This window comes from Aeromonas allosaccharophila, from assembly GCF_000819685.1.
Taxonomy (GTDB): Bacteria; Pseudomonadota; Gammaproteobacteria; order Enterobacterales; family Aeromonadaceae; genus Aeromonas; species Aeromonas allosaccharophila.
Genome location: NZ_CDBR01000076.1, coordinates 1 through 24486, shown reverse-complemented (window position 1 = coordinate 24486; position 24486 = coordinate 1). Strand labels below are relative to the sequence as shown.

Genomic DNA, 24486 nt, shown 5'->3' with positions numbered 1-24486 from the left:
GTACTGCACTTCAAAATAGAAAAACCGATGTCGCAGTGAACATCGGTCCTTTATTGGCGGCGTATTGTGCATTCGGTCAGCCCCCTTGACAAGCAATAATGGCCGAAAAACCGCATTTTTTTGCATAACCGGGTGGCAGGTAAGTGGTCACTCGCCCCCTGCGGCTCATCCCGGGCCTCCCCCCCTTTTCCGGGGGGGTAAACGTCCCCTTCCGTTGCGTATGAAAAAACGGCAAATCTGCGCTGCAGGGTGCATGAAGCCTCAACATTGATCCTGATCATATTTGCCATGGTCTGCCCGTGAGCGGGTCATGCCATTTCATCGGCTGACGGGTGAGATGGAGGGGGGCGTAGAGGAAAATGTTGGCTGCATATCCATTCACTTTAATGACTATGCTCATGGCGCAGCTTGGCCACGGCCGTGGCATGGCGAACGGTGCGGGTGGGTAGTTATTTGAAATAAGTCACACTTCTCGCAAAAACTGCACTTCGGGAAACCAGTGCTGCCGGCAACCAGCGCACCACAGAAACAACAAGGAGCCCGCAGGCTCCTTGTCTTCTATCGGAAGAGGGCGCCAACGATTACTGGGCGATCTCCACCTTGTCAGCGGTATGCAGCGGGATGCGGAACACGGTGAGGCGCAGGAACAGGTAGATGGCCCCCAGCGCCGCCCAGATCAGCCCCAGCTCGAAGGAGGAGGGCTCGAGGTTGAGCCACAGTACCCCGATACAGGCGGCGCCACAGAGCGGCAGCAGCAGATACATCAGGTGATCCTTGAGACACTTGTTGCGACCGAGCTTCACATAGAAGTGGGCAATCACCGCCAGATTGACGAAGGTGAAGGCCACCAGGGCGCCGAAGTTGATCAGCGCCAGCGCCATCTCCAGATCCAGCGACACCGCAGAGAGGGCCAGCAGGCCGACCAGCAGCACGTTGAACGCCGGAGTCTGCCACTTCGGATGGATGTAACCGAAGAAGCGGGCGGGCAGGGCGCGATCACGACCCATCACGTAGAGCAGGCGCGATACACCGGCGTGGGAGGCCAGCCCGGAGGCCAGCACCGCCACAGTAGTGCAGACCAGTACCACCGCCTGGAACAGCTTGCCGCCGACATAGAGTGCGATCTCCGGCAGCACCGCATCCGGATGCTGGAAGCGAGAGATGTCCGGGAAGTAGAGCTGCAGGAAGTAGGAGGTGGTGACAAACAGCACGCCGCCGATCAGCGCCGTCAGCACGATGGCGCGGGGGATCACCCGATCCGCGTCCGGGGTCTCTTCCGACAGGGTGCTGATGGCGTCAAAGCCGAGGAACGACAGACAGAGGATGGAGGCCCCCATCAGTAGCGGCGACACCTGGATCTGCTCCGAGAAGAAGGGACGGCTGCTCGCCACGGTACCCAGCCCCTCACCGTTGTGAACGCCCCAGGCGATCAGGCCGATGAAGATGGCAATGATGCTGAACTGCATCACCACAATCAGGCTGTTGAAGTTGGCCACCAGCTTGATGCCGCGCAGGTTGAGAGCGGTCATCACCACCGCCAGACCGAAGATATAGGTCCAGGGCTCTACCTCAGGGAACAGGGCGCCCAGATAGATCTTGGCCAGCAGCATGTTGATCATCGGCATGAACATGTAGTCGAGCAGGGAGGTCCAGCCCACCATAAAGCCGACATAGGGGTGAAACACCTTCTGGGCATAGGTATAGGCGGAGCCGGCTGACGGGAACTTGCGCACCAGATGGCCGTAGCTCAGGGCAGTGAACAGCATGCCGATCAGGGCAAACAGGTAGGCGGTCGGCACATGGCCTTCGGTGATCTCGGTGACGATGCCGAAGGTGTCGAACACCGCCATGGGGGTGAGGTACGCCAGTCCCATAACCACGACTTGCCACAGCTTGAGGGTCTTTTTCAGACCAACCTGTTGGGCCGCCATTATGCATGTTCCTCATGCAGTGCCAGAGTGGCACGGTCCATCAACGAAACCGGGAGAGAGGCCCGGGAATCAAGGGCGCCAGGGCGGCGCACACCGGCCATGGCCGGTTGGAAAGCATTGAGATGCCCCATGTTGTTCCTCACTAGACTTGGTGTCGGGAGATTGCTGCCAATCTCGCTATCTTTTCCGGGGGTGATCCGGCCTCGTTTATGGGTTTGTTCACTGGTTAAAAAAGAACCGATGCCATTGTTTTACATCGGTTCTTTCAGTGGCGGCGCATTGTGCATTTGCAGGGCCCCCTTGACAAGAAAAAAAGGGGGCAAAATTGCATTTATTTGCACAGGTGAGCGGTCACTTTCCTGCTGGTCAGGCCAGCACGGCCTCCAGTGATTTTTCAAGGAGTTGCAGCCCCTCGTCAATCACTGCCGCAGGGGCAGTCAGGGGGGCGAGAAAACGGATGACATTTGCGCGCACCCCGCATGAGAGCAGGACCAGACCGCGCTTGCCCGCCTCGGCCACCAGTCGCTTGGTGAGGTCGGGATCGGGCTGGCTGGCATCGCGCTGTTTCACCAGCTCCATGGCCACCATGGCACCGGGGCCGCGAATTTGACCTATGCAGTCAAAACGCTCGGCTATGCGTTCCAGTCCCGCCTTGATCTGCTCGCCCTGATCCAGCGCTTTCTGGTTGAGTTTTTCCTCATCGATCACCTGCAATACCGCCAGTGCCGCGGCGCAGGCGATGGGGGAGCCCGCATAGGTGCCGCCCAGACCGCCCGGCTTGGCCGAGTTCATGATCTCTGCCTTGCCAACCACGGCAGACAGCGGGAAGCCGCCCGCCAGACTCTTGGCCAGGGTCATGATGTCGGGTTCAACCCCCGAATACTCGGTGGCGAAGGTCTTGCCGGTGCGGCAGAAACCGCTCTGGATCTCGTCGCAAATCAGCAGGATGCCGTGCTGGTCGCAGACGCTGCGCAGCTTCTGCATAAAGCTCGGGGAGGCGGGATAGAAGCCCCCTTCACCCTGAACCGGTTCGATGATGATGGCGGCCACGCGGGAGGGTTCGATATCGGCGCTGAAGCAGAGCTCGAGGGCGTGCAGGGCATCCTCTTCACTCACCCCGAGATAATCGGCGGGGAAGGGGATGTGATAGACCTCACCCGGGAAGGGGCCAAAGCCGGTCTTGTAGGGCACCACCTTGCCGGTGAGCGCCATCCCCATCATGGTGCGGCCATGAAAGCCCCCCTTGAAGGCGATGGTGCCGCTGCGGCCGGTGTGGGCGCGGGCAATCTTGATGGCGTTCTCGACCGCCTCGGCACCGGTGGAGAGAAACAGGGTGCGCTTCGGCGTCGGGCCGGGCACCAGGGCGTTGAGCTTTTCTGCCAGCTCGATATAGCCGGGGTAAGGGGTGACCTGAAAACAGGTGTGGCTGAACTTTTCAAGCTGATCGCGCACCGCCGCCACCACTTTGGGGTGGTTGTGGCCGGTGTTGAGCACGGCGATGCCGGAGGCAAAGTCGATGTAGCGGTTGCCCTCCACATCCCACAACTCGGCGTTTTGCGCACGGTCGATAAAGACCGGCAGCAGGGTACCGACGCCGTTGACCACGGCCGCTTCGCGGCGCGCTTGCCACGCCTTGTTTGATTCTGACTGACTCATCTTTCCTCCCTGAGGGGCCGTAGCCCCGATATTCCCTGAACATGTGGCGGGCGATCTGTCGCCCATCCCCGCCGATCGGTGCAGATCGGCGGCCTGTGGTTTGTTCTGCAGCAGCCCTCTTGCGGTGAACCGTGGGCCACATTTAGCCCCCTGCCGCCTAGGGTGAGCTGCTGCATCTATCTATTAACACGATGGATTAAGTGGCCAAGACATCTGTGAATGGGATGCCTTGGCCCTGCTGCCCTAGCGAATGGCGCCAAAGCAGAGGTATTTGGTCTCCAGATACTCCTCCAGCCCCTCGGCAGCCCCTTCCCGGCCCAGACCCGACTCCTTGATGCCGCCAAAGGGGGCCAATTCGGTTGAGATGATCCCCTCGTTGATGCCGACCATGCCGTATTCCAGCTGTTCGGCGACGCGCCACACCCGGGCGATGTCACGGCCATAGAAGTAGGCGGCGAGCCCGTAGGGGGTGTCGTTGGCAATGGCGATGGCCTCGGCTTCGGTCTCGAAGCACACCAGCGGGGCGACCGGGCCGAAGATCTCCTCCTGCAGGATGGGGTTGGTTTTAGCCACCTTGCCCAGAATGGTGGGTTGGTAGAAAAGGGGGCCGGCGGGGTGGGCTTCGCCCCCCAGCAGCAGCTCGGCACCGGCGGCGACCGATTGCTGCACCAGTTCGGCCACCTTGCTGGCGGCGGCGGGGTTAATGAGCGGGCCAATCTGGGTGCCCTCCGCCATGCCATCCCCTACCTTGAAGGCCTTGACTGCGGCGGTCAGTTTCTCGGCGAAGGCGTCGTAGACGCTGGCCTGCACCAGAATGCGGTTGGCGCAGACGCAGGTCTGCCCGGCGTTGCGGTATTTGGAGGCGAGCGCCCCGGCCACCGCGGCATCGAGGTCGGCGTCGTCAAAGACGATAAAGGGGGCGTTGCCGCCCAGCTCCAGCGACAGCTTCTTCATGGTGTCGGCGCACTGGCGCATTAGCAGTTTGCCGATGCGGGTGGAGCCGGTGAAGGAGAGTTTGCGCACCACCGGATTGCTGCACAGCTCGTTGCCTACTGCGCTCGCCTGATGGCTGGTGACGATATTGATGACACCGGCGGGGATGCCCGCCTGCTCGGCAAGCAGCGCCAGCGCCAGCGCGCAGAGCGGGGTCTCGGCGGCGGGCTTGATGACGATGGTGCAACCGGCGGCCAGCGCCGGGCCCGCCTTGCGGGTGATCATGGCAATCGGGAAGTTCCACGGGGTGATGGCGGCGACCACCCCCACCGGCTGCTTGATGGTGGCCAACCGGCGATCGCCGCTAAAGCCCGGGATGGTGCGGCCATAGGCACGCTTGCCCTCCTCGGCGAACCACTGGATAAAGCTGGCGCCGTAGGCCACCTCGCCCTTGGCTTCCGCCAGCGGCTTGCCCTGCTCGCAGGTCATGATGCGCGCCAGCTCGTCGCTGTGGGCGGTGATGGCAGCAAACCAGGCGTAGAGCTTGTTGCTGCGCTCCTTGGCGGTCAGCGCCGCCCAGGCGGGTTGCGCCGCGTGGGCGGCCGCGATGGCGCGGCGGGTATCCTCGGCATCCATGTCGGGCACCTGGGTAATGACGGCGCCGCTGGCGGGGTTGGTGACCTCGAAGGTGCGGCCGCTGGCGGCATGGCACCACTGCCCATCTATATAGGCGCGGGATGTGATCAAGCTGGAGTGAGATGTTGTTCCTGACATGAGAAGCCTCGAGTGTGGGTCAGAGCAGCTGGTTGCCGGAGTAAGCCGACCCTTCCTGCGCCGCTGCCGTATAAAATAATAAGCACAGGAAGACCATAATTTGAGCTGAAATGTTTTTCAAGTGTTAAATATATTTGAATTGCTGGGGGGCGTCATGCTAGAAAATGGGCTGTGTAGCGCGTTTTTCCCCGTTCGCTTGCTGGCTGCAAGTGGGCAAGCGACCGGGAGATGGTAAATCAGGTGTGCAAAATAATGAACGGTTGCGCTGTGTAACATAGTGAACGGCAAGGGAAAGCTGGTCGGCTATTTTAACCAGTAGGGTAAACAGGCCACGCGTGACCCGATGCGATCACGCGCGAGCAGGGGAGGCTGATGATGCAAGGATGCAGAGATAGCGCAGCAAGAGGGGGCTTGCCATGAGCGGGCCACAGAGCAGGGAGAGCGTGGCCCGTGGGCTGGGTGCGGCAGACGCAGGGGCGCACACCATGGGGGAACGATTGGCGGCGGTGCGCCATCAGCTGGGGCTCTCCCAGCGACGGGCGGCCGAGCTGAGCGGCCTGACCCACGGCGCCATCTGCATGATCGAGCAGGACAAGGTGAGCCCGTCGGTTGCCTCCCTGCAAAAGCTGCTCACCGTCTATGGCCTGCCGCTGTCGCGCTTCTTCGCCGAGGAGGAGAGCCGCACTCCGGAGGTGGTGATCAAGGCTGATCAGCTTATCGAGCTGGGCAGTCAGGGGGTCTCCCTCAAGCTGGTGCACAACGGCAACAACCGCCGCCAGCTCGGCTTTATGCTGGAGACCTATCCCCCCGGCACCGACACCGGCGGTCAGGTGACCCATCAGGGGGAGGAGGTCGGCACCGTGCTGGAGGGATCTGTGGTCCTGACGGTGGCGGGCCAGAGTTATCCGCTGGAGGCGGGCGACAGCTATGTGATCGACACCGGCGAGCCCCACAGCTTCAGCAATCCGTCGGGGCAGACTTGTCGCATCGTCAGCGCCCACACCCCGGCCAGTTTTTAATCTAGGCAGTAGTTTGGCAACCGAACCGGTAAGGAAACAGGGATCATGACCGAACATGTAAACAGTTACTACGCAGCCAGCGCCAATAAACACGCGCCCTACCCGACATTGACCGAGCAGCTGGAGTGCGACGTCTGTGTCATCGGGGCGGGCTATACCGGCCTCTCCAGCGCCCTGCATCTGGTGGAGAAGGGCTACAAGGTGGTGGTGCTGGAGGCGGCCCGGGTCGGTTTTGGCGCTAGCGGCCGCAACGGCGGCCAGATCGTTAACTCCTACAGCCGCGACATCGACACCATAGAAGCGAACTGCCCGCCGGATCAGGCCAGGCTGCTCGGTTCCATGCTGTTTGAGGGGGGCCAGATCATCCGCGAGCGGATCAAGCGCTACAACATCCAGTGCGATCTGCAGCAGGGGGGCGTCTTTGCCGCCGAGACCGAGAAGCAGCTGCATGAGCTCAAATCCCAGTATGCCCGCTGGCAGAAGTGGGGCAACGACCAGCTGGAGCTGCTCGATGCCAAAGGCGTGCGCGAAGTGGTGGCGAGTGATCGCTACGTCGGCGCCCTGCTCGACAAGAGCGGCGGCCATATCCACCCGCTCAATCTGGCGTTGGGGGAGGCCGAAGCGATCCGCATGCAGGGGGGGCAAATCTTCGAGCAGTCTGCCGTCACCAGCATCACCCCGGGGCAGCCGGCACTGGTCAAGACCGCCAAGGGGGCGGTGAAGGCGCGCTTTGTGGTGGTGGCGGGCAACGCCTACCTCGGCAATCTGGTGCCCGAGCTGGCTGGCAAGAGCATGCCCTGCGGCACCCAGGTGATCGCCACCGAAGTGCTGGGGGAGGAGCGGGCCCGCTCCCTGTTGCCACAAAATTACTGCCTGGAGGATTGCAACTACCTGCTCGATTACTACCGCACCTCCAGCGATCACCGGCTGCTCTATGGCGGCGGCGTGGTCTATGGCGCGCGGGATCCGGCGGATATCGAGCGGCTGATCATCCCCAAGATGCTCAAAACTTTCCCGCAACTGGCGGGGGTCAAGGTGGAGTACACCTGGACCGGCAACTTCCTGCTCACCCTGTCACGGCTGCCGCAATTTGGTCGCATCGGCCCCAACATCTACTACATGCAGGGCTACAGTGGCCACGGCGTCACCTGCACCCATCTGGCGGGCAAGCTGCTCTCCGAGGTGCTGAGCGGTCAGGCGGAGCGCTTCGATGCCTTTGCCAAACTGCCGCACTACCCCTTCCCCGGTGGTCGGCTGTTCCGTATCCCCTTCACCGCCGCGGGCGCCGCCTGGTATACCCTGCGCGACCGGTTGGGGGTATAAGGGCCGTACAGCAAGAAATGCGGGCTGGTGCTTGCCGCTCTGCGAGCGTAGATGTCAGCACCAATACTGGAAACAACGAGGCCACCGCGAGGGTGGCCTTGTTGTTTATCAAACTGCAGCGCGCTGTTTAGCTGTAGAAGGCTTCAACGGTGCCCTTGAGCTTGATCAGGATGGGCTGACCACGGCGATCCAGCGCCTTGGGGGAGGGGATCTTCACCCAACCTTCGCTGATGCAGTACTCCTCGACATCGGTGCGCTCTTTACCGTTCAGGCGAATACCGATCGGGTGCTCGAAGCAGGCGGCCACATAGTGAGGGCTGCGGGGATTGCAGGAGAGGTGATCCGGCAGAGCCGGTTTGGTACTGGTATCGCTCATCGATATAACCCGAAATGAATAAAAAGTGGGTCATTGTAGAGAATGCCGCCATGGCATTCAAGGCAGCCAAAAAACAGGCAAGGCGTGCTCGCCATCGCTATGAGCGCCCCGCTTATCCCCGCTGCCAATGCATCACTAGCTCGGGGCGGCCGCTATGCTCGCACAACTGCTGCTCACCCTCTTTGAAACCGTTGCGGCAATAGAAGCGCCGCGCCCGCTCATTTTCGGCGTAGACCGTCAACTCGAGCCGGTCATAATGTGCCTTGAGGTGATTGAGCAGTCGTCGACCCAGCCCGTGTGACTGATAGCCAGGGGAGATAAACAGTGCGGCGACAGACCCCTGATACCAGGAGATAAAGCCCACCAGCTGACCATCCTCCTCATAGACCCAGCTCTTGCTGGCGGGCAGGTAACTATCGCGCATCGCTGTCCGTTGCTCACGCCAAAAGGCGGCGGGAATAAAGTCGTGGGCCTGCACCGATGCCTGATACCAGAGCTCAACAGCAGCATCCAGATCAGTGGCGGATAATGGACGGATCATAGTGGCCTTAGTAACAAAGAGTGGAAGTAACTCGGGTTCGGTGAGCGCAGCGTAATCGGAATTCGTGGTCGCGAGGAGGAGGGCGAGTTCTGCGCCACTCCCGGTTCGCTACCTTGCCTAAAACGGCAAGGCTGTCATTTATATAATCCCTGTCGCTGTCATGCCTGTTACCGTACTTTCTGTCACTGTATAAAAGCGCTCGACATTGACGGTTATTTCCCCCCAGCGAGAGGATTTGACTCTGGCCTGATGCGCTTGAAAAGCCGCCTCATCAACAAACTCTTCATAGACATCGAATCGGCAGGGATTGAGAGGATCTTGGTTCACCTTAAAGGTCAGGCAGCCTGTTTCCGCACGAGTTAAACAGAGATGGGCATCAAGCTCACTCTTGACTATCGTAAGCTCGGAGAGAGGCACAATAATAAAGCCTTTTAAAATTATATTTTTCATTTAACTGCCTTTAATTATTGTTCTTTGTCTTAGTTGACTGGGTATTTTTAATGATTACATTAAATGTTTTTATTATTTTCAATCCAAATGTCTTTTTTTACAACAACACCAAGTTTATTAATGTCACTATTTATTCGCATGTTGGGCTTGTCGAATGCCTCCTCTGGAGGCAGCCCATTTCTAAGTCGAGTACAAATGGCAGAGTAAGTTATTGCAGGGTTGATTCTGGCATAAGCACTTCTTATTGATGGATAGTGAACTTTATGCACAGTAACTGATTTGGAGCCACTGAAGCCATCACCGTGACCTTCTAGCGTTTTCTTTGTTATTATACGAAAGCCTTTTTTTTGTTCCCACTTAAAATCAATTATATTAAATTTACGTATACCAATGGAGTCTTTCCCCCAAACAATATAATATGGTTCTATTTCATCATGTAGTATGATGGTTTGAAGTTTTTTCCCTGCTGCCATCCCACTCGCGGACCACAAATCCCATCCATAAGTACTAGAATAAGAGTACATCGAGCTTGCAGAGCTTTCCTCAACAGAGGAAACTTTTCCTGATATTATTTCTTGCTTATTTCTAATTGTAGGGTGTGGGTAGTTTGAAAATTGTTTTTCAAGCCAATCAGAGATTGCATTATCGATCAGTTTATTTGTAAGTATCGATATTTCAATGATGTTTGACTCAAGCCAAGTTGGTTCAATCCCATTCTCTATAAGAACTAACTGCAGTTTTGGAAAAAAATCGGTGTTTTTTAATTTTCCATACTGTTCGATTACTATCAATGCATAAGGTCTTAAAAGCTCAATAAAATTATTATTCATTAATAGATACCGCCTTAATATATAAGCATTGTATGCTGGCGTTCGCTGTAATCAGTACCAAGCGAAAAATTGATAAAATCAACGCTACCGCCTCCAAGTTACAGCTCCCGGTGTGCTGCTTTTAACCCATATTCTGCGGATAACACCCTTATGAAAACGAATGCTCATGGTGTGGCTCCGGGAGAGGCTTGTTGCCGCGTAACCATGATACCGATTGAAGCCGGTGGTGGAAGGGCCGGGGGGCGATAATCTGTGCCGGATCAATAAATTGAATTGCTCGAGGGGCTGCAACGACAAGGCCCCCGAGGTCGGGGGCCTTGTGATAGGGCCATCACTGGCGAGGCTGCACTGGGCAATGCCGATCAGGGCAAGTCCAGGGTAAAGCGGGCGCCGCCGAGGGGGGATTCATCGACCCGGATCTGGCCGCCATAGCTGTGGACGATTTCGGTGACCACCGCCAGACCGATGCCCTGACCCGGCGAGCTGTCGGCCCGCACGCCGCGCTGGAAGATCTGCTCCGATTTGGCCGGGTCGATACCCGGTCCATCATCTTCCACTTCGATACGCAGCCGCTCGAGATGGCGGCGTACCGTCACCTTCACTTCGCTGATGGCAAACTTGCAGGCGTTGTCGAGCAGGTTGCCCATCAGCTCCATCAGGTCGCCCTGTTCGCCGTGAAAGAGGGCGTCATCATCGAACTTGAAGTGGGTTTGCAGCTTCTTGTGGCGATAAACCTTGGTCAGGCTGGCCAGCAGTTTCTCAATCAGCGGCACCGGCTCGGTGCCCTTGCTGGCAAGGCGCTGGCGGCCGGTAACTGCGCGTCTGAGCTGGTACTGGATCATCTGATCCATGGTGAGGATCTGTTCGTTGATGTTGTCGTGGATCTCCCGCCCCAGTTGCACTTCGCGGGTGGTGATCTGGATCAGCGCCAGCCGGGTTTTCAGGCTGTGGGCGAGATCGTTGAGGGCGTGCTGGTAGCGCTGGGTCTGCTGGCGTTCGTTTTCCAGCAGCTGGTTGACCGAGTCGGTCAGCGGGGCCAGTTCCCGTTCGAATTCGTTTGACAGCGCATCGCCCTTGCCAGCCCGGATATCGTCGATCTGGCGGGCGATGGTGCGCAGGGAGCTGAGGCTCCAGAAGGTGGTGAGTAGCAGCAGTCCGGCCAGCAGCAGGTAGGCGAGCAGCGCCTGACGGGCGGTCTGGTAGAGATAGGTGCGCGACTCTTCGTGATAGCGTTTGGCCGAGTCGATCATCACTACGTAGTAGGCGGTGGTGCCACTGCCGGGATTGCGGATAAAACGCAAGCTGTAGACGTAGTAGCTCTCGCCGTTCTTGATGGTGTGTTTCTTGAAGAAGTAGTCGAGATCCATCCCCCCCAGATACTTCATCAGATCGCGGCAAATGGTATGTTTGGCCTTGATCACCTCAGGCATATGGAGGCTCGACCAGACCAGCTCGCCATCGGCGCGGCAGATCAGGGTGTCGAGGTTGCTGTCACTGGCATCGCGAGACATCCGCCCCAGCTCGACGGTGGGGCCTTTGTCGTCCGGCTCGGTGGAGGAGAAGAGCTTGGCCAGGTTCTCCTGCATCCGGGCACTGGCCTTCTGGCTCTGCTCCTCGATATGGCCGAGGTAGAGGGCGTAGACGGCAAACCCCATGATCAGCGCGATGACCAGCAGCGAGCTGAGCAGCAGTTTGATGTGCAGGGAGCTGCGGATCATCTTGATGGGGCGTGGCAGATGAAACTGCATCAGTTACACGACAGGTTGAAGATGTAGCCCTGGCGCCGGATGGTGGAGATGGGTTGAATCGTCCCTTCCGGATCCAGCTTCTTGCGCAGGCGGCTAACCATCACCTCGATGGTGTTGGGGTCCCCTTCGCCGTCGCCGTAGAGCTGGTCGAGCAGTTGCTGCTTGGAGACCACCTGACGGGCGTTGCGCATCAGGTACTCCAGAATGAGGTATTCAAAGCTGGTGAGCACCGCCACTTCACCGGCGATGGTCAGCTCCTTGCGGGAGAGATCCAGCTCGTAATCACCGGCCTTCACCTTGGGCGAGATAAAACCGGCACTGCGGCGCACCAGCGCATTGAGGCGGGCCAGCAGCTCATCTTTCTGGAACGGTTTGACCAGATAGTCATCAGCACCGGCTTCCAGTCCTTCGACCTTGTCCTGCCAGTTGCCACGGGCGGTCAGCACAATGATGGGGAAGGGGATCTGCCGTTCACGCAGTCGCCGGATCAGTTGCAGGCCATCCATATCGGGCAGACCGAGGTCGATGATCGCCACATCAATGGGGTAGTCAACGGCATAGTGCAGAGCAATCTCGGCCTTGTCGGTGCTGTAGACCTGATTGTCGGCTTCGGTCAGCAGGGAGGAGAGGTGGTGATTGAGCAGCTTGTCGTCTTCGACCAACAGAATTTTCATGATGTGAACGGTCATAGGGATCCAGGCTGTCAATTAGAAAGTGAATGTCGCTTCGAGTCAATTCGAATCCTATCTTGCCACTCCTGTATCGGGACTGAATCAGGGGGCTTCAGCCGCCTATCAAGACTCATCAGAGGCAAGCTATGGTGGCAATGATGATAGTGCTATCCCATGGAGTGATAGAAATATAGAAATGGAGAGGGGGCCACGATGGCCCCCTCTCTGTTTCCCCGTTACCCGTTACCCGTTAGCTGCGGCGCGGCGGCAGCATATTGGTGAGGGTGTTGTCTTTGAGAATATGGTGGTGATAGAGGGCCGCCACCGTGTGCAGGCCGATCAGCGCGTAACCGATATTACCCAGGGTCTCGTGCACCTCCTTGATCAGCCCCTTGAGGTCCGGGCTGGGGGAGATCAGGGCAGGCAACTCAAGCCCGAAGAAGGGGATGGGCTTGCCCGCGGCGCTCAGTAACAGCCAGCCAAACAGCGGAGTGAGCATCAGAAAGCCGTAGAGGGCGAGGTGGGCCAGTTTTGCCAGCTTGTGCATGACCGGGGAAAGCTCGGGCACGATGCGGGGTGTCGGGCTCATCCAGCGCAGCGCCAGTCTGACAAATACCAGAGCGAAAATGAGCAGCCCCAGCATAAAGTGCCACTCCTTCATCAGATCCCGGCCTGGGTCACCTTTGGGAAAAATATCGCGAAATTCGATCAGGGCGTAGACGGCGATCATGGCCCACAGGGTCAGCCAGTGCAGCCCGATATTCAGGGTGCCGTAACGTTGTTCACTGTTCATCAGCATAGGTTTGTTCCTTCAGATTGGTTGTCACATCCGTGTGGCATCCCCGCTGAACTGCATATCGAAGCGAGGCCGGATCCCTTGGCGGTAACTGCCGTGCTGCCACGACTTGGCAGTGGCCAGCAGCCTGAAACGGGCGGCAGTCGGAGAGAAAATTCCCTCTACTTTCCGCATGGTATCACTGGCAACCGGGTGGATAGTCTGATCAATGCCACACAATTCACAGGCTTATTAAGCCCCTTGTGACGTGAAGAAGGCGTGAAATAAAGGTGTGAAATTGCGTCAGTGGGGCCAATGACGCCTTCACGCCCGGGATCAGGCGGGCTCGATGGCCAGCACCATGCAATCCGGTTCATTGATGCGAAAACGGACGTTGCAGTCAAACAGCCGTACCCCGTACTCCTTCTCATCCGGCTTGCCCTTCTTGTAGGCGGGGCGCGGATCTTGCGCCAGCACTTCGCTCACCAGCTGGCGCAGCTCGGGATGGCCCTTGAGCCAGGGTTGCAACTGCTGCTCGGCCTCGGCACTGAAACTCACCGCCAGCGGCGGGGTGGGCGCATCGGGGGCAAAGCCGCCACGGGCATCCGGCAGGCTGTCGGCATAGGGAATGTAGGGTTTGATATCGACGATGGGGGTGCCATCGAGCAGATCCACCGCCCCCAGCTCCAGCCACAGCTTGCCTCGCTCGCGGCCGACCCCGTGCAGTTCGACCACCGAGAGGCCGAGCGGATTGGGGCGGAAGGTGGAGCGAGTGGCAAAGACACCGACCCGCTCGTTGCCGCCAAGGCGCGGCGGGCGCACTGTCGGGTGCCAGCCCTGCGCCATGGTCTGGTGAAAGACGAAGCTGAGCCACAGATGGGAGAACTGCTCGATGCCGCGCAGCACATCCGGCTGATCGTAAGGGGGGAGCAGCTCGAGGCGGGCGCGAGCCGATTTGACCAGACCGGGCTGGCGGGGGATGGCGAACTTCTCCTTGTAGGGAGAGCGGATGATCCCGAGGGTGTCGATTTCGAACTTCATGGCGGATCCTGACTGAAAACCCCGGCAATTTAGCACAGGCAGCCCCAAAACGCAGGCTTGGCCTCATTACGCCCATTTCTGCTGCGCTGCCGTGATCCCTGTCCCATCCCGGCCAGTCGGAGGCTGTGCCAGCGCGCCAAGTTGCGTAGGGTGGAGGCAACGGGCGCATCAGGATGAAATGTGCGCACTCGCGCCGAAGGGGAGGGAGAGGGATGAAACTGCTGATTATCGGTGGCACCGGCTTTTTGGGGCGCCACCTCACCGCGCTGGCGCTGGATTGGGGCCATGAAGTGACCCTGTTCAACCGCGGCCTGCACCAGCATCCGGACTGGCGCGATCTGGTGCAGCTCACCGGCGACAGGGACAAGAGCCTGAGCGCCCTGCAAGGGGCCGGGTTGCAGTGGGATCTCGCCATCGACACCTGCTGCTATCGCCCCGAGCAGGCGGCGAGCCTCTCGGCAGCCTTGCTCGGGCGCTGCGAGCGGCTGATCTTTATCTCCACCATCAGCGTTTATCGCGATTTCTCAATGCCCGGAATGGATGAGTCGGCGCCGCTGCATGCTATCCCCGCAGGCGAAATGCCCACTGACTATGGCCCGCTCAAGGTGTTGTGCGAGGCGCAGTACCGTGCCCGCTGGGGCGAGCGGCTCTGCATCCTGCGCCCGGGCGTGCTGTGCGGCCCCCATGATCCCACCGGTCGGATGGCGTGGTGGATTAAGCGGGTGCAGCAGGGCGGGCCCTGGTTGTTGCCGGGCAGTGGCGAGGATCGCTTGCAGTATCTCGATGTGCGCGACTGCGCCGAGTTTGTGCTGCGCGCGGCCGAGCAGCAGTTGTCGGGCATCTTCAACCTGCTCAAACCCGGCATTACCCTGAGTGACTGGCTGGAGCGGCTGAGCGCCCGGTTGCCACCAGCAAGTCCCATCCAGCCCGAGTGGCTGCCCTGGCCGCCCCTGATGGCGGCCGGTATCGAGCCCTGGCAGAGCTATCCCACCTTGCTGCCCTGCGCGCAGGCGGAATTTGCCGGTTACGGCTTTATCAGTGCCGAGGCGGCCATCGTCAAGGGGTTGAACTTCCGGCCGCTGGAGGAGACCGCCGCCGATCTTGCCCACTGGCTGGCCATCGAACCCGTCGCCGGAGTGGCGGCGGATGCCATGACTCTGGCCCGGGAGGCTTCGCTGCGTCAGCAGTTGCTGGCACCCACTCTGCAATAGGAAAGAGTGGCGGGATCATAGTGTTGCTGCCGAGAATGCAGCGGCGCGAACATAACGAGAGAGGGCATCCCGCGGGATGCCCTCTCTGTCTATCCATGCCTGATGGCTGCCGAATACCGGCTGACGCGATTTCCCATCGTGCCGCCCTTGCTCGCCGTTTTAGCGAATAGCGGCACCAGCGGCTACCAGCAATTCGCGCAACATGGCGCGATGGCAGTGGGACTCCTGCTCGCAGTAGCAACCCACCGACAGATTGGTGGTGTGGGAGAGGGCGGCCAGCAGTGCCAGATCGTGCCTGGCGGCAGGTTGCGCCATCTCGGCCTTGTACTGCTTGCCAAACGCCGCCCACTGGGCGGGCGTCTCGGCGGCCTGACCCAGCTTCATGGTCTCGCTGCTGGGGGCGAGGTTGGGGAACCAGACATCGTACCAATGCTGGCTGGCAAATTCGCTCTTGGGTACGCCGCGGGGCGGGCGGCGCACCGTGCCGATCCGCAGCCCCTCATCGGGCAGGCGCGGGCTGCCAAGGCGAACGATGGCGAGGGCCATGGCTGCGGCTTACTTCTCTTCGGCCACTTTCAGCGCCTGCCCGTAGCAGATCACCTGTTTCAGGCAGCCCGGGGTGTCGCTGAATTCGGCACACTTGTCGATGGTGACGCCATTGCCACCCATGTCGGCGGCGCGGCGGCGCGCCAGGGTGCGTGCGTCACCGGCGTTGGGCACCGGCTGGTTGGCATCAGCCTGGCAGGATTCACCCTCGATGGTGCCGAGGTAGAGGTAGTTGAGGTCAGCCAGCTCATCCTGTTCGTAGATGCGCACGCTACCGGGTTTGAAATATTCGTCGAAGTTCTCTTTATCCAGATTGCTGTTGAAGGCGTAGTTGGCACAGCCGGAGGCAATCAGGGGCATCATCAGGATCAGGCGTTTCATCGTCTCGTATCTTGTGTCGGTGATGAGGACAGTAGAAATGCGCAGGCGCTCCATGTCGGCATCTTGTTGAATAATGAGGGGGACATTATAGGGGCCAGCCACCTGCGGCGACCAGCCCCGTTTTGCGCCCGGGTGTCAGGGTGTGACCCCCATCAGCCTGATATCAGGCTGATATCAAACCGGAGCAAGCCGTTGGTAAAGGCTGCGGTAGTAATCATCCGCCAGCAGCTCGTCATGAGGGGCGCAGAGGCGGATCTGTCCCTCTTCCATCAGGGCAATCCGGTCCATCTGTTCCATCCCCAGCAAGCGGTGGGAGATGAGTAGCAGGGTGCGATCTGTCCCGAGCCGGAACAGCAGATCCATGATCTCCCGCTCGGTCTGACTGTCGAGCCCTTCGGTCGGCTCGTCCAGCAACCAGAGCGGCGCATCGTGCAGCAGGGCGCGGGCGATGCCGATACGACGACGCTCACCACCGGAGAGGGGGCGGCCGCCGTCACCGAGCCAGGCGTTGAGGCCCGCTTCGTCTTCCAGCAGATTGGCCAGCCCGACCTGGGTCAGCACCGCAATCAGCTGCGCGTCAGTGGCGGTCGGGGCGGCCAGCTTGAGGTTATCGCGCAGAGTCGCGGCAAACAGATGCACCCGCTGGCTTACTACCGAGATGGAGGCGCGCAGCGCCCCCTCGCTATAGTCGGTGAGCGGCTTGCCACCCAGCAGGATCTTGCCAGCCTGCGGGCTCCACTCCCGGGTCAGCAGCCCCATCAGGGTCGATTTGCCGCAGCCGGTCTGGCCCAGTAGCGCCAGCTTCTCACCGGCGTGCAGTTGCAGGGTGCAGCCACGCAGCACCGGCTGGGGGTTGCCGGGGTAGCCAAAATAGAGGTCATTGATCTGCAGCGCGCCAGCAGTGGCGTGGGTCTGCTCGTCGCCCCACACGGGGGCTTTTGCCTCTTGCAGGATCTCGTTCAAACGACGGGCCGAGGTGAGGCTGGTGGAGAGGTGCTGGAAAGCCCCCGCCAGTGGCATCAGTGCCTCGAAGCTTGCAAGGGTGGCAAAGACCATCAGCGCGGTGATGGGGTCGGGCGCAGCACCCGCCACCCCATGACCGGCCAGCCAGAGCATCAGGGTCAGGGTCCAGCCGCTCAGCAGTTGCACCGAAAAGTTGGCCAGCCCGCTCACCTTGGCCATGCGGGCCTGCGCGGTGAGCAGCGCCTGTTCGGCCTGTTGCAGCTCCACCAGTGCCTTGGGGGCGGCGGCAAACATCTGCAGTTCGGCCTGACCATCCAGATAGTCCACCATCCGGGTGCGCAGGGTCGATTTTTCGGCAATCAGCGCCTGACCGGGGCGACGGCCAAGGAAGTAGAACACCAGCGGCAGGGCGATCATGCCACACAGCAGAATGGCACCTAGGGTGAGGGCGAGGTGGCTGTCGAAAAACGACAGGAAGAAGACCAGTCCGGCGGTGCTGAGCAGGGCCGCGCCGATGGGGGTGATCAGCCGCAGATAGACGTGGTCCATCGCATCGATGTCGGCCACCAGCCGGTTGAGCAGATCCGCCTGACGGAAACCGGCCAGGGTACCGGTTGAGAGCGGCGAGAGTTTTTGCCAGAACCAGACCCGCAACCGGGTCAGTACCCGGAAAGTGGCATCGTGGCTTACTACCCGCTCACCCCAGCGACCGGCGGTGCGGATGATGGAGAAGAAGCGCACGCCACCCGCGGGGGTCATGTAGTTAAAGGCATGGGTCGTCGCAACGGTCATCCCCGCCACGGCGGCGGCGGAGAGGAACCAGCCGGAGAGGGAGAGCAGCCCCATGCCCGCGGCCAGGGTCACCAGCGCCAGCAGCAAGCCAATGGTGAGGCTGAGCCAGTGTTGGCGATAGAGGCGCAGAAACGGCAACAGATCACTCATCGAGAGAACCTCCGGAACGTTGGGAGAGCAGGCGGGCAAAAGGCCCCTGCCCAGAACTAAGTTGCTGGAAGCTGCCTTGCTCCACCAGCTGGCCGCGCGCCAGCACCAGGATCTTGTCCATCTTGGTGAGCTGGTCGAGGCGGTGGGTGATCATCAGCAGGGTCTGGCCAGCCATTGCCTGCTCAAGGGTGGTCATGATGGCGCGTTCGGAGTGGCGATCCAGACTGGCGGTCGGTTCATCGAGCACCATCAGCTGGGTTGATTTGAGCAGGGTTCGCGCCAGTGCGAGGCGCTGGGCCTGACCGACCGAGAGGCCGCCTGCCTGATCGCCGACCGGATAGTCGAGCCCCTTCTCCATGGCAAACTCCCACGCCTGCGCCCGTTTCAGGGCATCTTCCAGCTCGGCGTCGCTGGCCGTCGGTTTGGCCAGCAGCAGGTTGTCGCGCAAGGAGGCGTGGAACAGCTGCGGGTTCTGCGAGAGCCAGCCCAGCTGCAGGCGCCACTGGCTCATGTCGAGGGTGGCGAGCTTCTGTCCGTTTACCTTGAGCTCACCGCGATAGGGGGCAAAGCCGAGCAGGGAGTTGACCAGCGAGCTCTTGCCTGCACCGCTGACGCCGATGAGGGCAGTGCGCGAACCGGCTTCCAGAGTGAAGTCGATGGGGCCGACCAGCACCTTGCCCTCGGCGCTCAGCACTTCAAGCCCTTTGGCTTCTACCTTGACCGGGCTGTCGGCATGGAACGGCGCCGTGCCTGCGGCCGGTTCGCTCACCTCGGCTTCGAGGAACTCCAGCAACTGCTCGGCAGCGCCAATGGCCTGCGCCTTGGCGTGGTAGTGGGCACCCAGTTCCCGCAGCGGGGCGTAGAACTCGGGGGCGAGAAACAGTACGAACAGGCCGGTAAAGAGGGTGACCTTGACCCCATAGCTACCAAAGTTCAGATGGTCGATATAAGAGAAGCCGAAGTAGACGGCGACCAGTGCCACTGAAATGGCGGCGAAGAACTCCAGCACGGCGGTGCTCAAAAACGCCAGGCGCAGCACCTCCATGGTGCGCTCACGAAAATCTTCCGAGGCATCGCGAATGGCGTAACCTTCCGCCTGGGTTCGCATAAAGAGTTGCAGCGTGCGCAGCCCCTTCAGGCGATCGAGGAAGTGGCCGGATAGACGGGCCAGCGCCTGAAAATTGCGGCGGTTGGCATCGGCGGCGCCCACACCCACCAGGATCATAAAGATGGGAATGAGGGGGGCAGTGCCGAGCAGGATCAGACCCGCAGCCCAGTTGACCGGGAACACGGCCACCAGAATGACCACCGGAATAAAGACGGCGATGGCCATCTGCGGCAGATAGCGGGAGAAGAAATCCTGCATGTTTTCAATCTGTTCCAGCAACAGGCTGGCCCAGCTACCGGCCGGGCGGCGCTGGATATAAGCGGGGCCGAGACGGCTCAAGCGAGTGAGCACCAGCTGGCGGATGGTCTGGCGCACCGCGCTGCCCGCCTTGAAACTGGCCACTTCGCGGCCGTAGGCCAGCGCCGCTTTGCCAAGCGTCACCAGCAGCAGGGTAATAAAGAGCGTGATGGATTGCTCAGGCGTTGAGCCTTCGATGATAAAGCCGTGCAGCAGGGTCGCCAGCAGCCAGGCTTGCGCCACCATCAGCATGCCCTGGCCAAGGCCAAAAGCGATGGATATCGTGATCCAGCGGCGACCGTGACTCGATTGCTTGCGCAACCAGCCATAGAGACGTTTTTGCGTTTTTTTATCCATTACCACCATCCTCGCGTCGAGTGGCGCAAGACTATCCTTGCCGTTTGGCCTTGGCAACCTTGTAAATTATCTGTGTTGAAAATGTTTGATTGAAAAAGCAACCGTCTGCTCAATCCTTGTCCGAACAGATTGATTTATTGAAAAAAGTGGCAAAGGCGCCATTGCGCTCGGCGGCAAAATGCATATAGTAGGAGGCCTGACGCGGGTGTAGTTCAATGGTAGAACGGTAGCTTCCCAAGCTGCATACGTGGGTTCGATTCCCATCACCCGCTCCAAATTTCAGATGCCAGGCGGGCATCGTATAATGGCTATTACCTCAGCCTTCCAAGCTGATGATGCGGGTTCGATTCCCGCTGCCCGCTCCAGCTTCAAAAAAAAAGCCCACTCCTGCGAGTGGGCTTTTTGTTTTTCATCTTGCTCAGCGTGTGACGCAACGATCACCGTGTTTTGCATTATCTCTGCATTAAGGTAAACCGCAGAGACAGAAAAGGCGCCCGAGGCGCCTTTTCAGATCAGCAGCGTAGCGAGAGCTTATTCCTGCTCCAGCTCGCCACAGAAACGGTAGCCTTCGCCGTGGATGGTGGCGATGATCTCCGGGGTATCGTTGACACTTTCGAAGTGCTTGCGAATACGACGGATGGTCACATCGACGGTACGGTCGTGGGGTTTGAGCTCACGGCCGGTCATCTTCTTCAGCAGCTCGGCGCGGGTCTGGATCTGGCCCGGGTTTTCGCAGAAGTGCAGCATGGCGCGGAACTCGGAGCGCGGCAGCTTGAACATGTCGCCAGTCGGGCTGACCAGTGCGCGGCTGTTGATATCCAGCGCCCAGCCGTTGAACAGGTAGCGCTCAACCAGCTTCTTCTCTTCGCCACCGGCAGCCACGTTCATGGTGCGGCTCAGCAGGTTGCGGGCACGGATGGTCAGTTCGCGCGGGTTGAACGGCTTGGTGATGTAATCATCGGCGCCGATCTCCAGACCCAGGATCTTGTCCACTTCGTTGTCACGACCGGTCAGGAACATCAGGGCGATGTTGTCGTTCTCACGCAGTTCACGGGCCAGCAGCAGGCCGTTTTTGCCCGGCAGGTTGATGTCCATGATCACCAGATTGATGGTGTGGGAAGTGAGGGCTTGATGCATTTCGTCGCCGTTGTTGGCTTCGAGCACGATGTAGCCTTCCGCTTCAAAAATGCTTTTCAGGGTATTGCGTGTGACCAGCTCGTCTTCGACGATCAGAATGTGTGGTGTTTGCATGAGTATTCCCAGATTCTTATCAGTTAATTATCTTAAATTTAACACTCTTTGGCGTTACAAACCGATTTCCTGACTGATCCTGAAAATTTATTACGTCATCCTGGGTATGAGAGTCAGGTCGGAATATCGCGAATTAGGCATCAGTACCGGCAAGTATCCCTGTGCCACTTATAGGTTCCCGACAAGTCTGGTCGAGCAGAGCCTGGAAAGGTCGTCCATTACGAAAGTTGCCGCATTTTATCAGTTAACAGGAGCATAACAACACTCTTTGCCGTCAGATAGCAACTTTTTAACTCTGTTTTGATATAGGTCAAACCCTGGCACAGCTGCATCATACTTGGCCTTAACCGGGTTTTCGCCCCTATAAAATGTAATGGAATGTAACATGTGATTGACATGATTTTGTGGGAAAACTACAAGAAAATCTGCTTTATCGCGCCATTTGAGCCACCTGATTGGTCTGCCTTTGCCATCATTACCGCCTGGAACCCGGCCAGCCAGTGGGTCGGCGAACGGCGCAATCGGCGGCGGGAGCGGGCATTGTGGCGCCATCTGACTGGGGATTTGCAGGTGCCCGTGGTGGGGCCGTTTTGGGGATCTGACCCCAACGAGCGCTGGCAGGAGTCATCGCTGGCGGTGGCGCTCTCCCTGCCGCAAGCCTGTCAGCTGGCCGCTCGTTTTGGCCAGAATGCCCTCTACTGGGTGGCGGATGGCCAGCTCTGGCTGGTGTCGGTATTGACTGATAAATCAGCAGTTTGTCTGGGCAATATTGAATCCTTCTGGATTGCCAGAAGCCTCGCCTGATGAAAGAATGAACACCTTCATGTATCTGAAAGGAATCAAATCATGCTGGATCTCCTGCCCGACCTCTGCGATCAACATGGCGACTTGCTGCAAGTGGCCGACCCGGTGTTTCAGGATTTTGGCGGCAAGCCCCTCTTTTATGGTCGCGCCGTGACGCTCTCCTGTTACGAAGACAACAGTCTGGTGCGGGATTTGGTGACCCGTCCCGGCCACGGCAAAGTGATGGTGATCGACGGTGGAGGTTCGCTGCGCCGCGCGCTGCTGGGTGATCAGCTGGCGGTCAAGGCGGTGGAGCAGGGGTGGGAGGGGATCCTGATCCACGGCGCGGCGCGGGATGTGGGCACCCTGGCGACACTGGCGCTCGGGGTCAAGGCGCTGGCGGCCTGTCCGGTCAAGACCGAGAAGCGGGGATTGGGTGAGCTGGGGGCGGTGGTCAGCTTTGCCGGCGTGACCATCCACGAAGGGGATTACGTCTATGCGGATCGCAACGGCGTGGTGGTGAGCGCCACGCCGCTGCTGTGATCATCAGAAGTTGAAGCCGACGCCCAGACTCAGCGCCTGATCGGCGGTGATGGCGCTGACGCCGTAGTTGGCGGTAAGGGAGAGTCTGGGGGTCAGCAGCAGGCTGGAGTTGAGCTCCAGCAGGGTGCTGGCCTTGTTGAGATCGAGATGCTTGATCTGGCTGCCGATATGGAATGCCGGAGAGAGCTGGTAGCGTACCCCCGAACTCATATTGAAACCGGATGTACGATTCTGATCCGCCACCGCCGGTCCCGCTTCCATAAAGAGGGTCACATCATCCACCACCGGATATTGATAGCCGCTATTGACCAGCCAGAGATCAAAACTGTCGCTGTGATGGCTATGGCCATTGAGCAGCACACCCGAGTAACTTTTGACATAGAGAGACGGGTTGGATTGCGGCTGAACAACTGCCCAGTCGGCGGCCTGTACGGCCATGTTGGCGCAGGATGCAAGCAGTGTGATGAGAAACGCCTTGGTCATTCTTTTCCCCTCCCTGGGTCCGGAACTGAGCTTAAGCATGGCACAAGCATGGCACATGCCAGCTGGTAGTAAAGTGAAGCGAGATCACAATAAATTCCTTTGGCATGGGCGCCAGCCATGATAAACAGGCTGCCGTATTGATGGCTCTAATCATTAAGAGGTGAATCCATGAACAAGAAACTGACTCTGCTGGCCGCGCTGGCACTGGGAGGCTGCGCAATGGCAACAGGTTCCAGCATGGCTCAACTGCAAGCATCCAGCTGGCAGCTGCAAGGCGCCACCGGCGATACCTTTACCCTGCAAGTGGTTGACGGCAAGGTGGCGGGCAAGGGCGGCTGCAATCGCTATTTTGGCGGTATCACCAAGCAGGGTGACGGTGTCTTGACGCTGGGCGCCATGGGCTCCACTCGCATGATGTGCATCGGCGACGCCATGAACAAAGAGACCGAGTTCCTGCAAAAGCTGGAGAAGGTGGCAACCTACTCCATCAACGGCAACCAGCTGACCCTGAGCGATGCCAACAAGGCGGCCCTGCTCACCTTCAACGCCGTGCCTGCCGCCAAATAAGGCACGCCGTTCGTCTGACAACCCAGTCAGCGCTGACTGCGCTGGCGGGTCAACCGCTCTGATACGCCCTCCCTGTGGAGGCTAATGCCAGTCAGTTAAGACTGACTGGCATTGTTTTTATTGGCTTTTTTCACACTATACCTCTGTGGTCTTGGCTTCACGCTGCGGGGGAACTTCGCTCCCTTCGTTCCGGTAATACAAATTGTCCCGCCTGTTTCTCCAGCTCAGCTACCCGCTTCGGGACAGTCCCCGGTGACAGGTACGGCATGCAGCTCAGTTTCATGGATAAGATAGACCGACGCCATGTGAAAACTCAGCTGACTCGTCGTGTATCCCTTCAGGCTCGCCGCCATCTTCACCATCTGGTTACGCAGCAGGTTGTACGCCAGCAACACGCCCCACAGCTCTTGCCGTATCCCCGCCTCCTTCTTGCGGAGCTGGGTCAATCGGTGTTGTTGCAGGCTGTGCTTCATTTCCCAATAACCCAGTTCGATTTCCCAACGATGGTTGTAGAGCTCGACGATGTCTGCCCCTGGGAAGCGCATCGGGTCGACCATCGAGGTCAACACTTGGCGCTCCTTGCCGTTGGTAGTGCGAGTCAGCAAGCGGGCTTCCACCGTGTCCGGCAGTTGCGGCTACTTCTTGCGTGCTTGTGGACTGGTCGTCAGACGCACCCGCACATCCTGACGCCCCAGTTTGCGCACCACCTCGTATTGCGTGTCCTTTTTGAGCGGCAGCAGCCAGTGGCGCTCGCAGCCGGTGGTTTGCCAGGCATGGAGCAAGCCAAGCGAATAGACCCCCTTGTCGAACAGGGGCAGCGAGTGGTCTGGCGTGCGCGCGATAAGCTGCTCGGCCAGCACCATCTCGTTGACGGCGCAGCTCTCCATGACCGCTTGAACAAGCTAGTGACTGATGAGCGCCATTTGGCAGAGCATGCGCACCTGCGGATAAGCGGTCTCGCTATGCTGGGTGCCGGGCTTGGCAAA

23 protein-coding genes, 2 tRNA genes and 1 pseudogene are annotated in these 24486 nt (G+C 59.5%); 8 read left to right on the top strand and 18 right to left on the bottom strand.

All coding sequences use genetic code 11. From position 1 onward, the window contains the following. Positions 1 to 581: 581 nt before the first annotated feature. The 3 genes from BN1115_RS13295 to BN1115_RS13285 form a co-directional block, all read right to left on the bottom strand. On the bottom strand, positions 582 to 1931 hold the full coding sequence (locus BN1115_RS13295; RefSeq protein WP_042657529.1) for an APC family permease: 1350 nt from the start codon (positions 1929 to 1931) through the stop codon (positions 582 to 584). A gap of 366 nt (positions 1932 to 2297) precedes the next feature. Next, positions 2298 to 3587 (bottom strand): 4-aminobutyrate--2-oxoglutarate transaminase, encoded by a 1290-nt coding sequence (gene gabT / locus BN1115_RS13290; RefSeq protein ID WP_042657528.1) that lies wholly within the window; start codon positions 3585 to 3587, stop codon positions 2298 to 2300. 243 nt (positions 3588 to 3830) lie between these two features. After that, positions 3831 to 5294 (bottom strand): NAD-dependent succinate-semialdehyde dehydrogenase, encoded by a 1464-nt coding sequence (locus tag BN1115_RS13285; RefSeq protein ID WP_042657527.1) that lies wholly within the window; start codon positions 5292 to 5294, stop codon positions 3831 to 3833. A 416-nt stretch (positions 5295 to 5710) separates the two neighbouring features. Between BN1115_RS13285 and puuR the strand changes: the two genes are divergently transcribed. Beyond that, positions 5711 to 6313, top strand: coding sequence for an HTH-type transcriptional regulator PuuR (puuR, locus tag BN1115_RS13280; protein ID WP_042062867.1), 603 nt, complete (start codon positions 5711 to 5713; stop codon positions 6311 to 6313). A gap of 45 nt (positions 6314 to 6358) precedes the next feature. Beyond that, positions 6359 to 7636 carry an NAD(P)/FAD-dependent oxidoreductase gene (locus BN1115_RS13275; protein WP_042657526.1) on the top strand — a complete coding sequence of 426 codons (1278 nt, stop codon included), beginning with the start codon at positions 6359 to 6361 and terminating at the stop codon, positions 7634 to 7636. A 127-nt stretch (positions 7637 to 7763) separates the two neighbouring features. On the opposite strand, the gene BN1115_RS13270 is transcribed toward BN1115_RS13275, so the two are convergent. The 8 genes from BN1115_RS13270 to tsaA all read right to left on the bottom strand — a co-directional run bounded on the left by BN1115_RS13270 (position 7764) and on the right by tsaA (position 14068). Continuing rightward, the gene (locus BN1115_RS13270) at positions 7764 to 8012 is read right to left on the bottom strand and encodes a DUF3297 family protein (protein ID WP_005338226.1); all 249 of its coding nucleotides are present in this window, start codon (positions 8010 to 8012) and stop codon (positions 7764 to 7766) included. Positions 8013 to 8124: 112 nt separating this feature from the next. After that, positions 8125 to 8553, bottom strand: a complete 429-nt coding sequence (locus BN1115_RS13265; protein ID WP_042657525.1) for an N-acetyltransferase — start codon at positions 8551 to 8553, stop codon at positions 8125 to 8127. A gap of 138 nt (positions 8554 to 8691) precedes the next feature. Continuing rightward, complete coding sequence (locus tag BN1115_RS13260) at positions 8692 to 9003, bottom strand: putative quinol monooxygenase (protein ID WP_042657524.1); 312 nt, start codon at positions 9001 to 9003, stop codon at positions 8692 to 8694. Positions 9004 to 9062: 59 nt separating this feature from the next. After that, positions 9063 to 9833: a hypothetical protein gene (locus BN1115_RS22280; protein ID WP_156135274.1), complete on the bottom strand. Its 771-nt coding sequence runs from the start codon at positions 9831 to 9833 to the stop codon at positions 9063 to 9065. Between the two features lie 362 nt (positions 9834 to 10195). After that, positions 10196 to 11581: an ATP-binding protein gene (locus tag BN1115_RS13255; protein ID WP_042657523.1), complete on the bottom strand. Its 1386-nt coding sequence runs from the start codon at positions 11579 to 11581 to the stop codon at positions 10196 to 10198. Then, complete coding sequence (locus BN1115_RS13250; protein WP_042063363.1) at positions 11581 to 12255, bottom strand: response regulator; 675 nt, start codon at positions 12253 to 12255, stop codon at positions 11581 to 11583. Before BN1115_RS13250 ends, BN1115_RS13255 begins: the two co-directional genes overlap by 1 nt. Positions 12256 to 12502: 247 nt before the next feature. Further along, complete coding sequence (locus tag BN1115_RS13245; RefSeq protein ID WP_042657522.1) at positions 12503 to 13051, bottom strand: cytochrome b; 549 nt, start codon at positions 13049 to 13051, stop codon at positions 12503 to 12505. A gap of 312 nt (positions 13052 to 13363) precedes the next feature. Then, positions 13364 to 14068, bottom strand: coding sequence for a tRNA (N6-threonylcarbamoyladenosine(37)-N6)-methyltransferase TrmO (gene tsaA / locus BN1115_RS13240; RefSeq protein ID WP_042657521.1), 705 nt, complete (start codon positions 14066 to 14068; stop codon positions 13364 to 13366). Between the two features lie 212 nt (positions 14069 to 14280). Here tsaA and BN1115_RS13235 point away from each other — a divergent pair, with 212 nt between their 5' ends. Continuing rightward, the gene (locus tag BN1115_RS13235; protein ID WP_042657520.1) at positions 14281 to 15279 is read left to right on the top strand and encodes an NAD-dependent epimerase/dehydratase family protein; all 999 of its coding nucleotides are present in this window, start codon (positions 14281 to 14283) and stop codon (positions 15277 to 15279) included. 159 nt (positions 15280 to 15438) lie between these two features. Here the strand turns inward: BN1115_RS13235 and BN1115_RS13230 are convergent, their stop codons facing one another. The 4 genes from BN1115_RS13230 to cydD form a co-directional block, all read right to left on the bottom strand. Further along, a complete protein-coding gene (locus BN1115_RS13230) occupies positions 15439 to 15825 on the bottom strand; it encodes a DUF488 domain-containing protein (protein ID WP_042657519.1) in 387 nt (128 codons plus the stop codon). Between the two features lie 9 nt (positions 15826 to 15834). Next, complete coding sequence (gene rcsF, locus BN1115_RS13225; protein WP_042657518.1) at positions 15835 to 16206, bottom strand: Rcs stress response system protein RcsF; 372 nt, start codon at positions 16204 to 16206, stop codon at positions 15835 to 15837. A 174-nt stretch (positions 16207 to 16380) separates the two neighbouring features. Further along, positions 16381 to 18111 (bottom strand): heme ABC transporter ATP-binding protein/permease CydC, encoded by a 1731-nt coding sequence (gene cydC, locus BN1115_RS13220; RefSeq protein WP_042657517.1) that lies wholly within the window; start codon positions 18109 to 18111, stop codon positions 16381 to 16383. Next, positions 18104 to 19873 (bottom strand): heme ABC transporter permease/ATP-binding protein CydD, encoded by a 1770-nt coding sequence (gene cydD, locus BN1115_RS13215; RefSeq protein WP_042657516.1) that lies wholly within the window; start codon positions 19871 to 19873, stop codon positions 18104 to 18106. Before cydD ends, cydC begins: the two co-directional genes overlap by 8 nt. Positions 19874 to 20074: 201 nt before the next feature. On the opposite strand from cydD, the gene BN1115_RS13210 reads away from it, so the two are divergent. Then, positions 20075 to 20148, top strand: a tRNA-Gly gene (locus BN1115_RS13210). A 15-nt stretch (positions 20149 to 20163) separates the two neighbouring features. Then, a tRNA-Gly gene (locus BN1115_RS13205) sits at positions 20164 to 20238 on the top strand. A gap of 166 nt (positions 20239 to 20404) precedes the next feature. Here BN1115_RS13205 and arcA read toward each other — a convergent pair. Further along, positions 20405 to 21124: a two-component system response regulator ArcA gene (gene arcA, locus BN1115_RS13200; protein ID WP_005338193.1), complete on the bottom strand. Its 720-nt coding sequence runs from the start codon at positions 21122 to 21124 to the stop codon at positions 20405 to 20407. A 396-nt stretch (positions 21125 to 21520) separates the two neighbouring features. Between arcA and BN1115_RS13195 the strand changes: the two genes are divergently transcribed. Both BN1115_RS13195 and BN1115_RS13190 read left to right on the top strand, forming a co-directional pair. After that, entirely contained in the window at positions 21521 to 21928 is a 408-nt protein-coding gene (locus tag BN1115_RS13195) for a DUF3293 domain-containing protein (protein WP_082034850.1), read from the top strand. A 42-nt stretch (positions 21929 to 21970) separates the two neighbouring features. After that, positions 21971 to 22450, top strand: coding sequence for a putative 4-hydroxy-4-methyl-2-oxoglutarate aldolase (locus BN1115_RS13190; protein ID WP_042657514.1), 480 nt, complete (start codon positions 21971 to 21973; stop codon positions 22448 to 22450). A 3-nt stretch (positions 22451 to 22453) separates the two neighbouring features. Here BN1115_RS13190 and BN1115_RS13185 read toward each other — a convergent pair whose 3' ends face one another. After that, complete coding sequence (locus BN1115_RS13185) at positions 22454 to 22933, bottom strand: hypothetical protein (RefSeq protein ID WP_042657513.1); 480 nt, start codon at positions 22931 to 22933, stop codon at positions 22454 to 22456. Positions 22934 to 23101: 168 nt separating this feature from the next. On the opposite strand from BN1115_RS13185, the gene BN1115_RS13180 reads away from it, so the two are divergent. Then, a complete protein-coding gene (locus BN1115_RS13180; RefSeq protein ID WP_005359119.1) occupies positions 23102 to 23500 on the top strand; it encodes an META domain-containing protein in 399 nt (132 codons plus the stop codon). 95 nt (positions 23501 to 23595) lie between these two features. Here BN1115_RS13180 and BN1115_RS21265 read toward each other — a convergent pair. After that, positions 23596 to 24486: pseudogene (locus BN1115_RS21265) on the bottom strand (IS4 family transposase); the annotation flags it as partial.

Bases quoted from the DNA above. Each gene is read 5' to 3' on its own strand.
- puuR (WP_042062867.1), top strand. From the start codon at position 5,711: ATGAGCGGGCCACAGAGCAGGGAGAGCGTGGCCCGTGGGCTGGGTGCG.
- gabT (WP_042657528.1), bottom strand. From the start codon at position 3,587: ATGAGTCAGTCAGAATCAAACAAGGCGTGGCAAGCGCGCCGCGAAGCG.
- arcA (WP_005338193.1), bottom strand. From the start codon at position 21,124: ATGCAAACACCACACATTCTGATCGTCGAAGACGAGCTGGTCACACGC.
- tsaA (WP_042657521.1), bottom strand. From the start codon at position 14,068: ATGAAGTTCGAAATCGACACCCTCGGGATCATCCGCTCTCCCTACAAG.
- BN1115_RS13235 (WP_042657520.1), top strand. From the start codon at position 14,281: ATGAAACTGCTGATTATCGGTGGCACCGGCTTTTTGGGGCGCCACCTC.
- BN1115_RS13260 (WP_042657524.1), bottom strand. From the start codon at position 9,003: ATGAAAAATATAATTTTAAAAGGCTTTATTATTGTGCCTCTCTCCGAG.
- BN1115_RS13275 (WP_042657526.1), top strand. From the start codon at position 6,359: ATGACCGAACATGTAAACAGTTACTACGCAGCCAGCGCCAATAAACAC.
- cydC (WP_042657517.1), bottom strand. From the start codon at position 18,111: ATGAGTGATCTGTTGCCGTTTCTGCGCCTCTATCGCCAACACTGGCTC.
- rcsF (WP_042657518.1), bottom strand. From the start codon at position 16,206: ATGAAACGCCTGATCCTGATGATGCCCCTGATTGCCTCCGGCTGTGCC.
- BN1115_RS13270 (WP_005338226.1), bottom strand. From the start codon at position 8,012: ATGAGCGATACCAGTACCAAACCGGCTCTGCCGGATCACCTCTCCTGC.
- BN1115_RS13255 (WP_042657523.1), bottom strand. From the start codon at position 11,581: ATGCAGTTTCATCTGCCACGCCCCATCAAGATGATCCGCAGCTCCCTG.
- BN1115_RS13195 (WP_082034850.1), top strand. From the start codon at position 21,521: ATGATTTTGTGGGAAAACTACAAGAAAATCTGCTTTATCGCGCCATTT.
- cydD (WP_042657516.1), bottom strand. From the start codon at position 19,873: ATGGATAAAAAAACGCAAAAACGTCTCTATGGCTGGTTGCGCAAGCAA.
- BN1115_RS13285 (WP_042657527.1), bottom strand. From the start codon at position 5,294: ATGTCAGGAACAACATCTCACTCCAGCTTGATCACATCCCGCGCCTAT.
- BN1115_RS13190 (WP_042657514.1), top strand. From the start codon at position 21,971: ATGCTGGATCTCCTGCCCGACCTCTGCGATCAACATGGCGACTTGCTG.
- BN1115_RS13295 (WP_042657529.1), bottom strand. From the start codon at position 1,931: ATGGCGGCCCAACAGGTTGGTCTGAAAAAGACCCTCAAGCTGTGGCAA.
- BN1115_RS22280 (WP_156135274.1), bottom strand. From the start codon at position 9,833: ATGAATAATAATTTTATTGAGCTTTTAAGACCTTATGCATTGATAGTA.
- BN1115_RS13180 (WP_005359119.1), top strand. From the start codon at position 23,102: ATGAACAAGAAACTGACTCTGCTGGCCGCGCTGGCACTGGGAGGCTGC.
- BN1115_RS13245 (WP_042657522.1), bottom strand. From the start codon at position 13,051: ATGCTGATGAACAGTGAACAACGTTACGGCACCCTGAATATCGGGCTG.
- BN1115_RS13250 (WP_042063363.1), bottom strand. From the start codon at position 12,255: ATGAAAATTCTGTTGGTCGAAGACGACAAGCTGCTCAATCACCACCTC.
- BN1115_RS13185 (WP_042657513.1), bottom strand. From the start codon at position 22,933: ATGACCAAGGCGTTTCTCATCACACTGCTTGCATCCTGCGCCAACATG.
- BN1115_RS13265 (WP_042657525.1), bottom strand. From the start codon at position 8,553: ATGATCCGTCCATTATCCGCCACTGATCTGGATGCTGCTGTTGAGCTC.
- BN1115_RS13230 (WP_042657519.1), bottom strand. From the start codon at position 15,825: ATGGCCCTCGCCATCGTTCGCCTTGGCAGCCCGCGCCTGCCCGATGAG.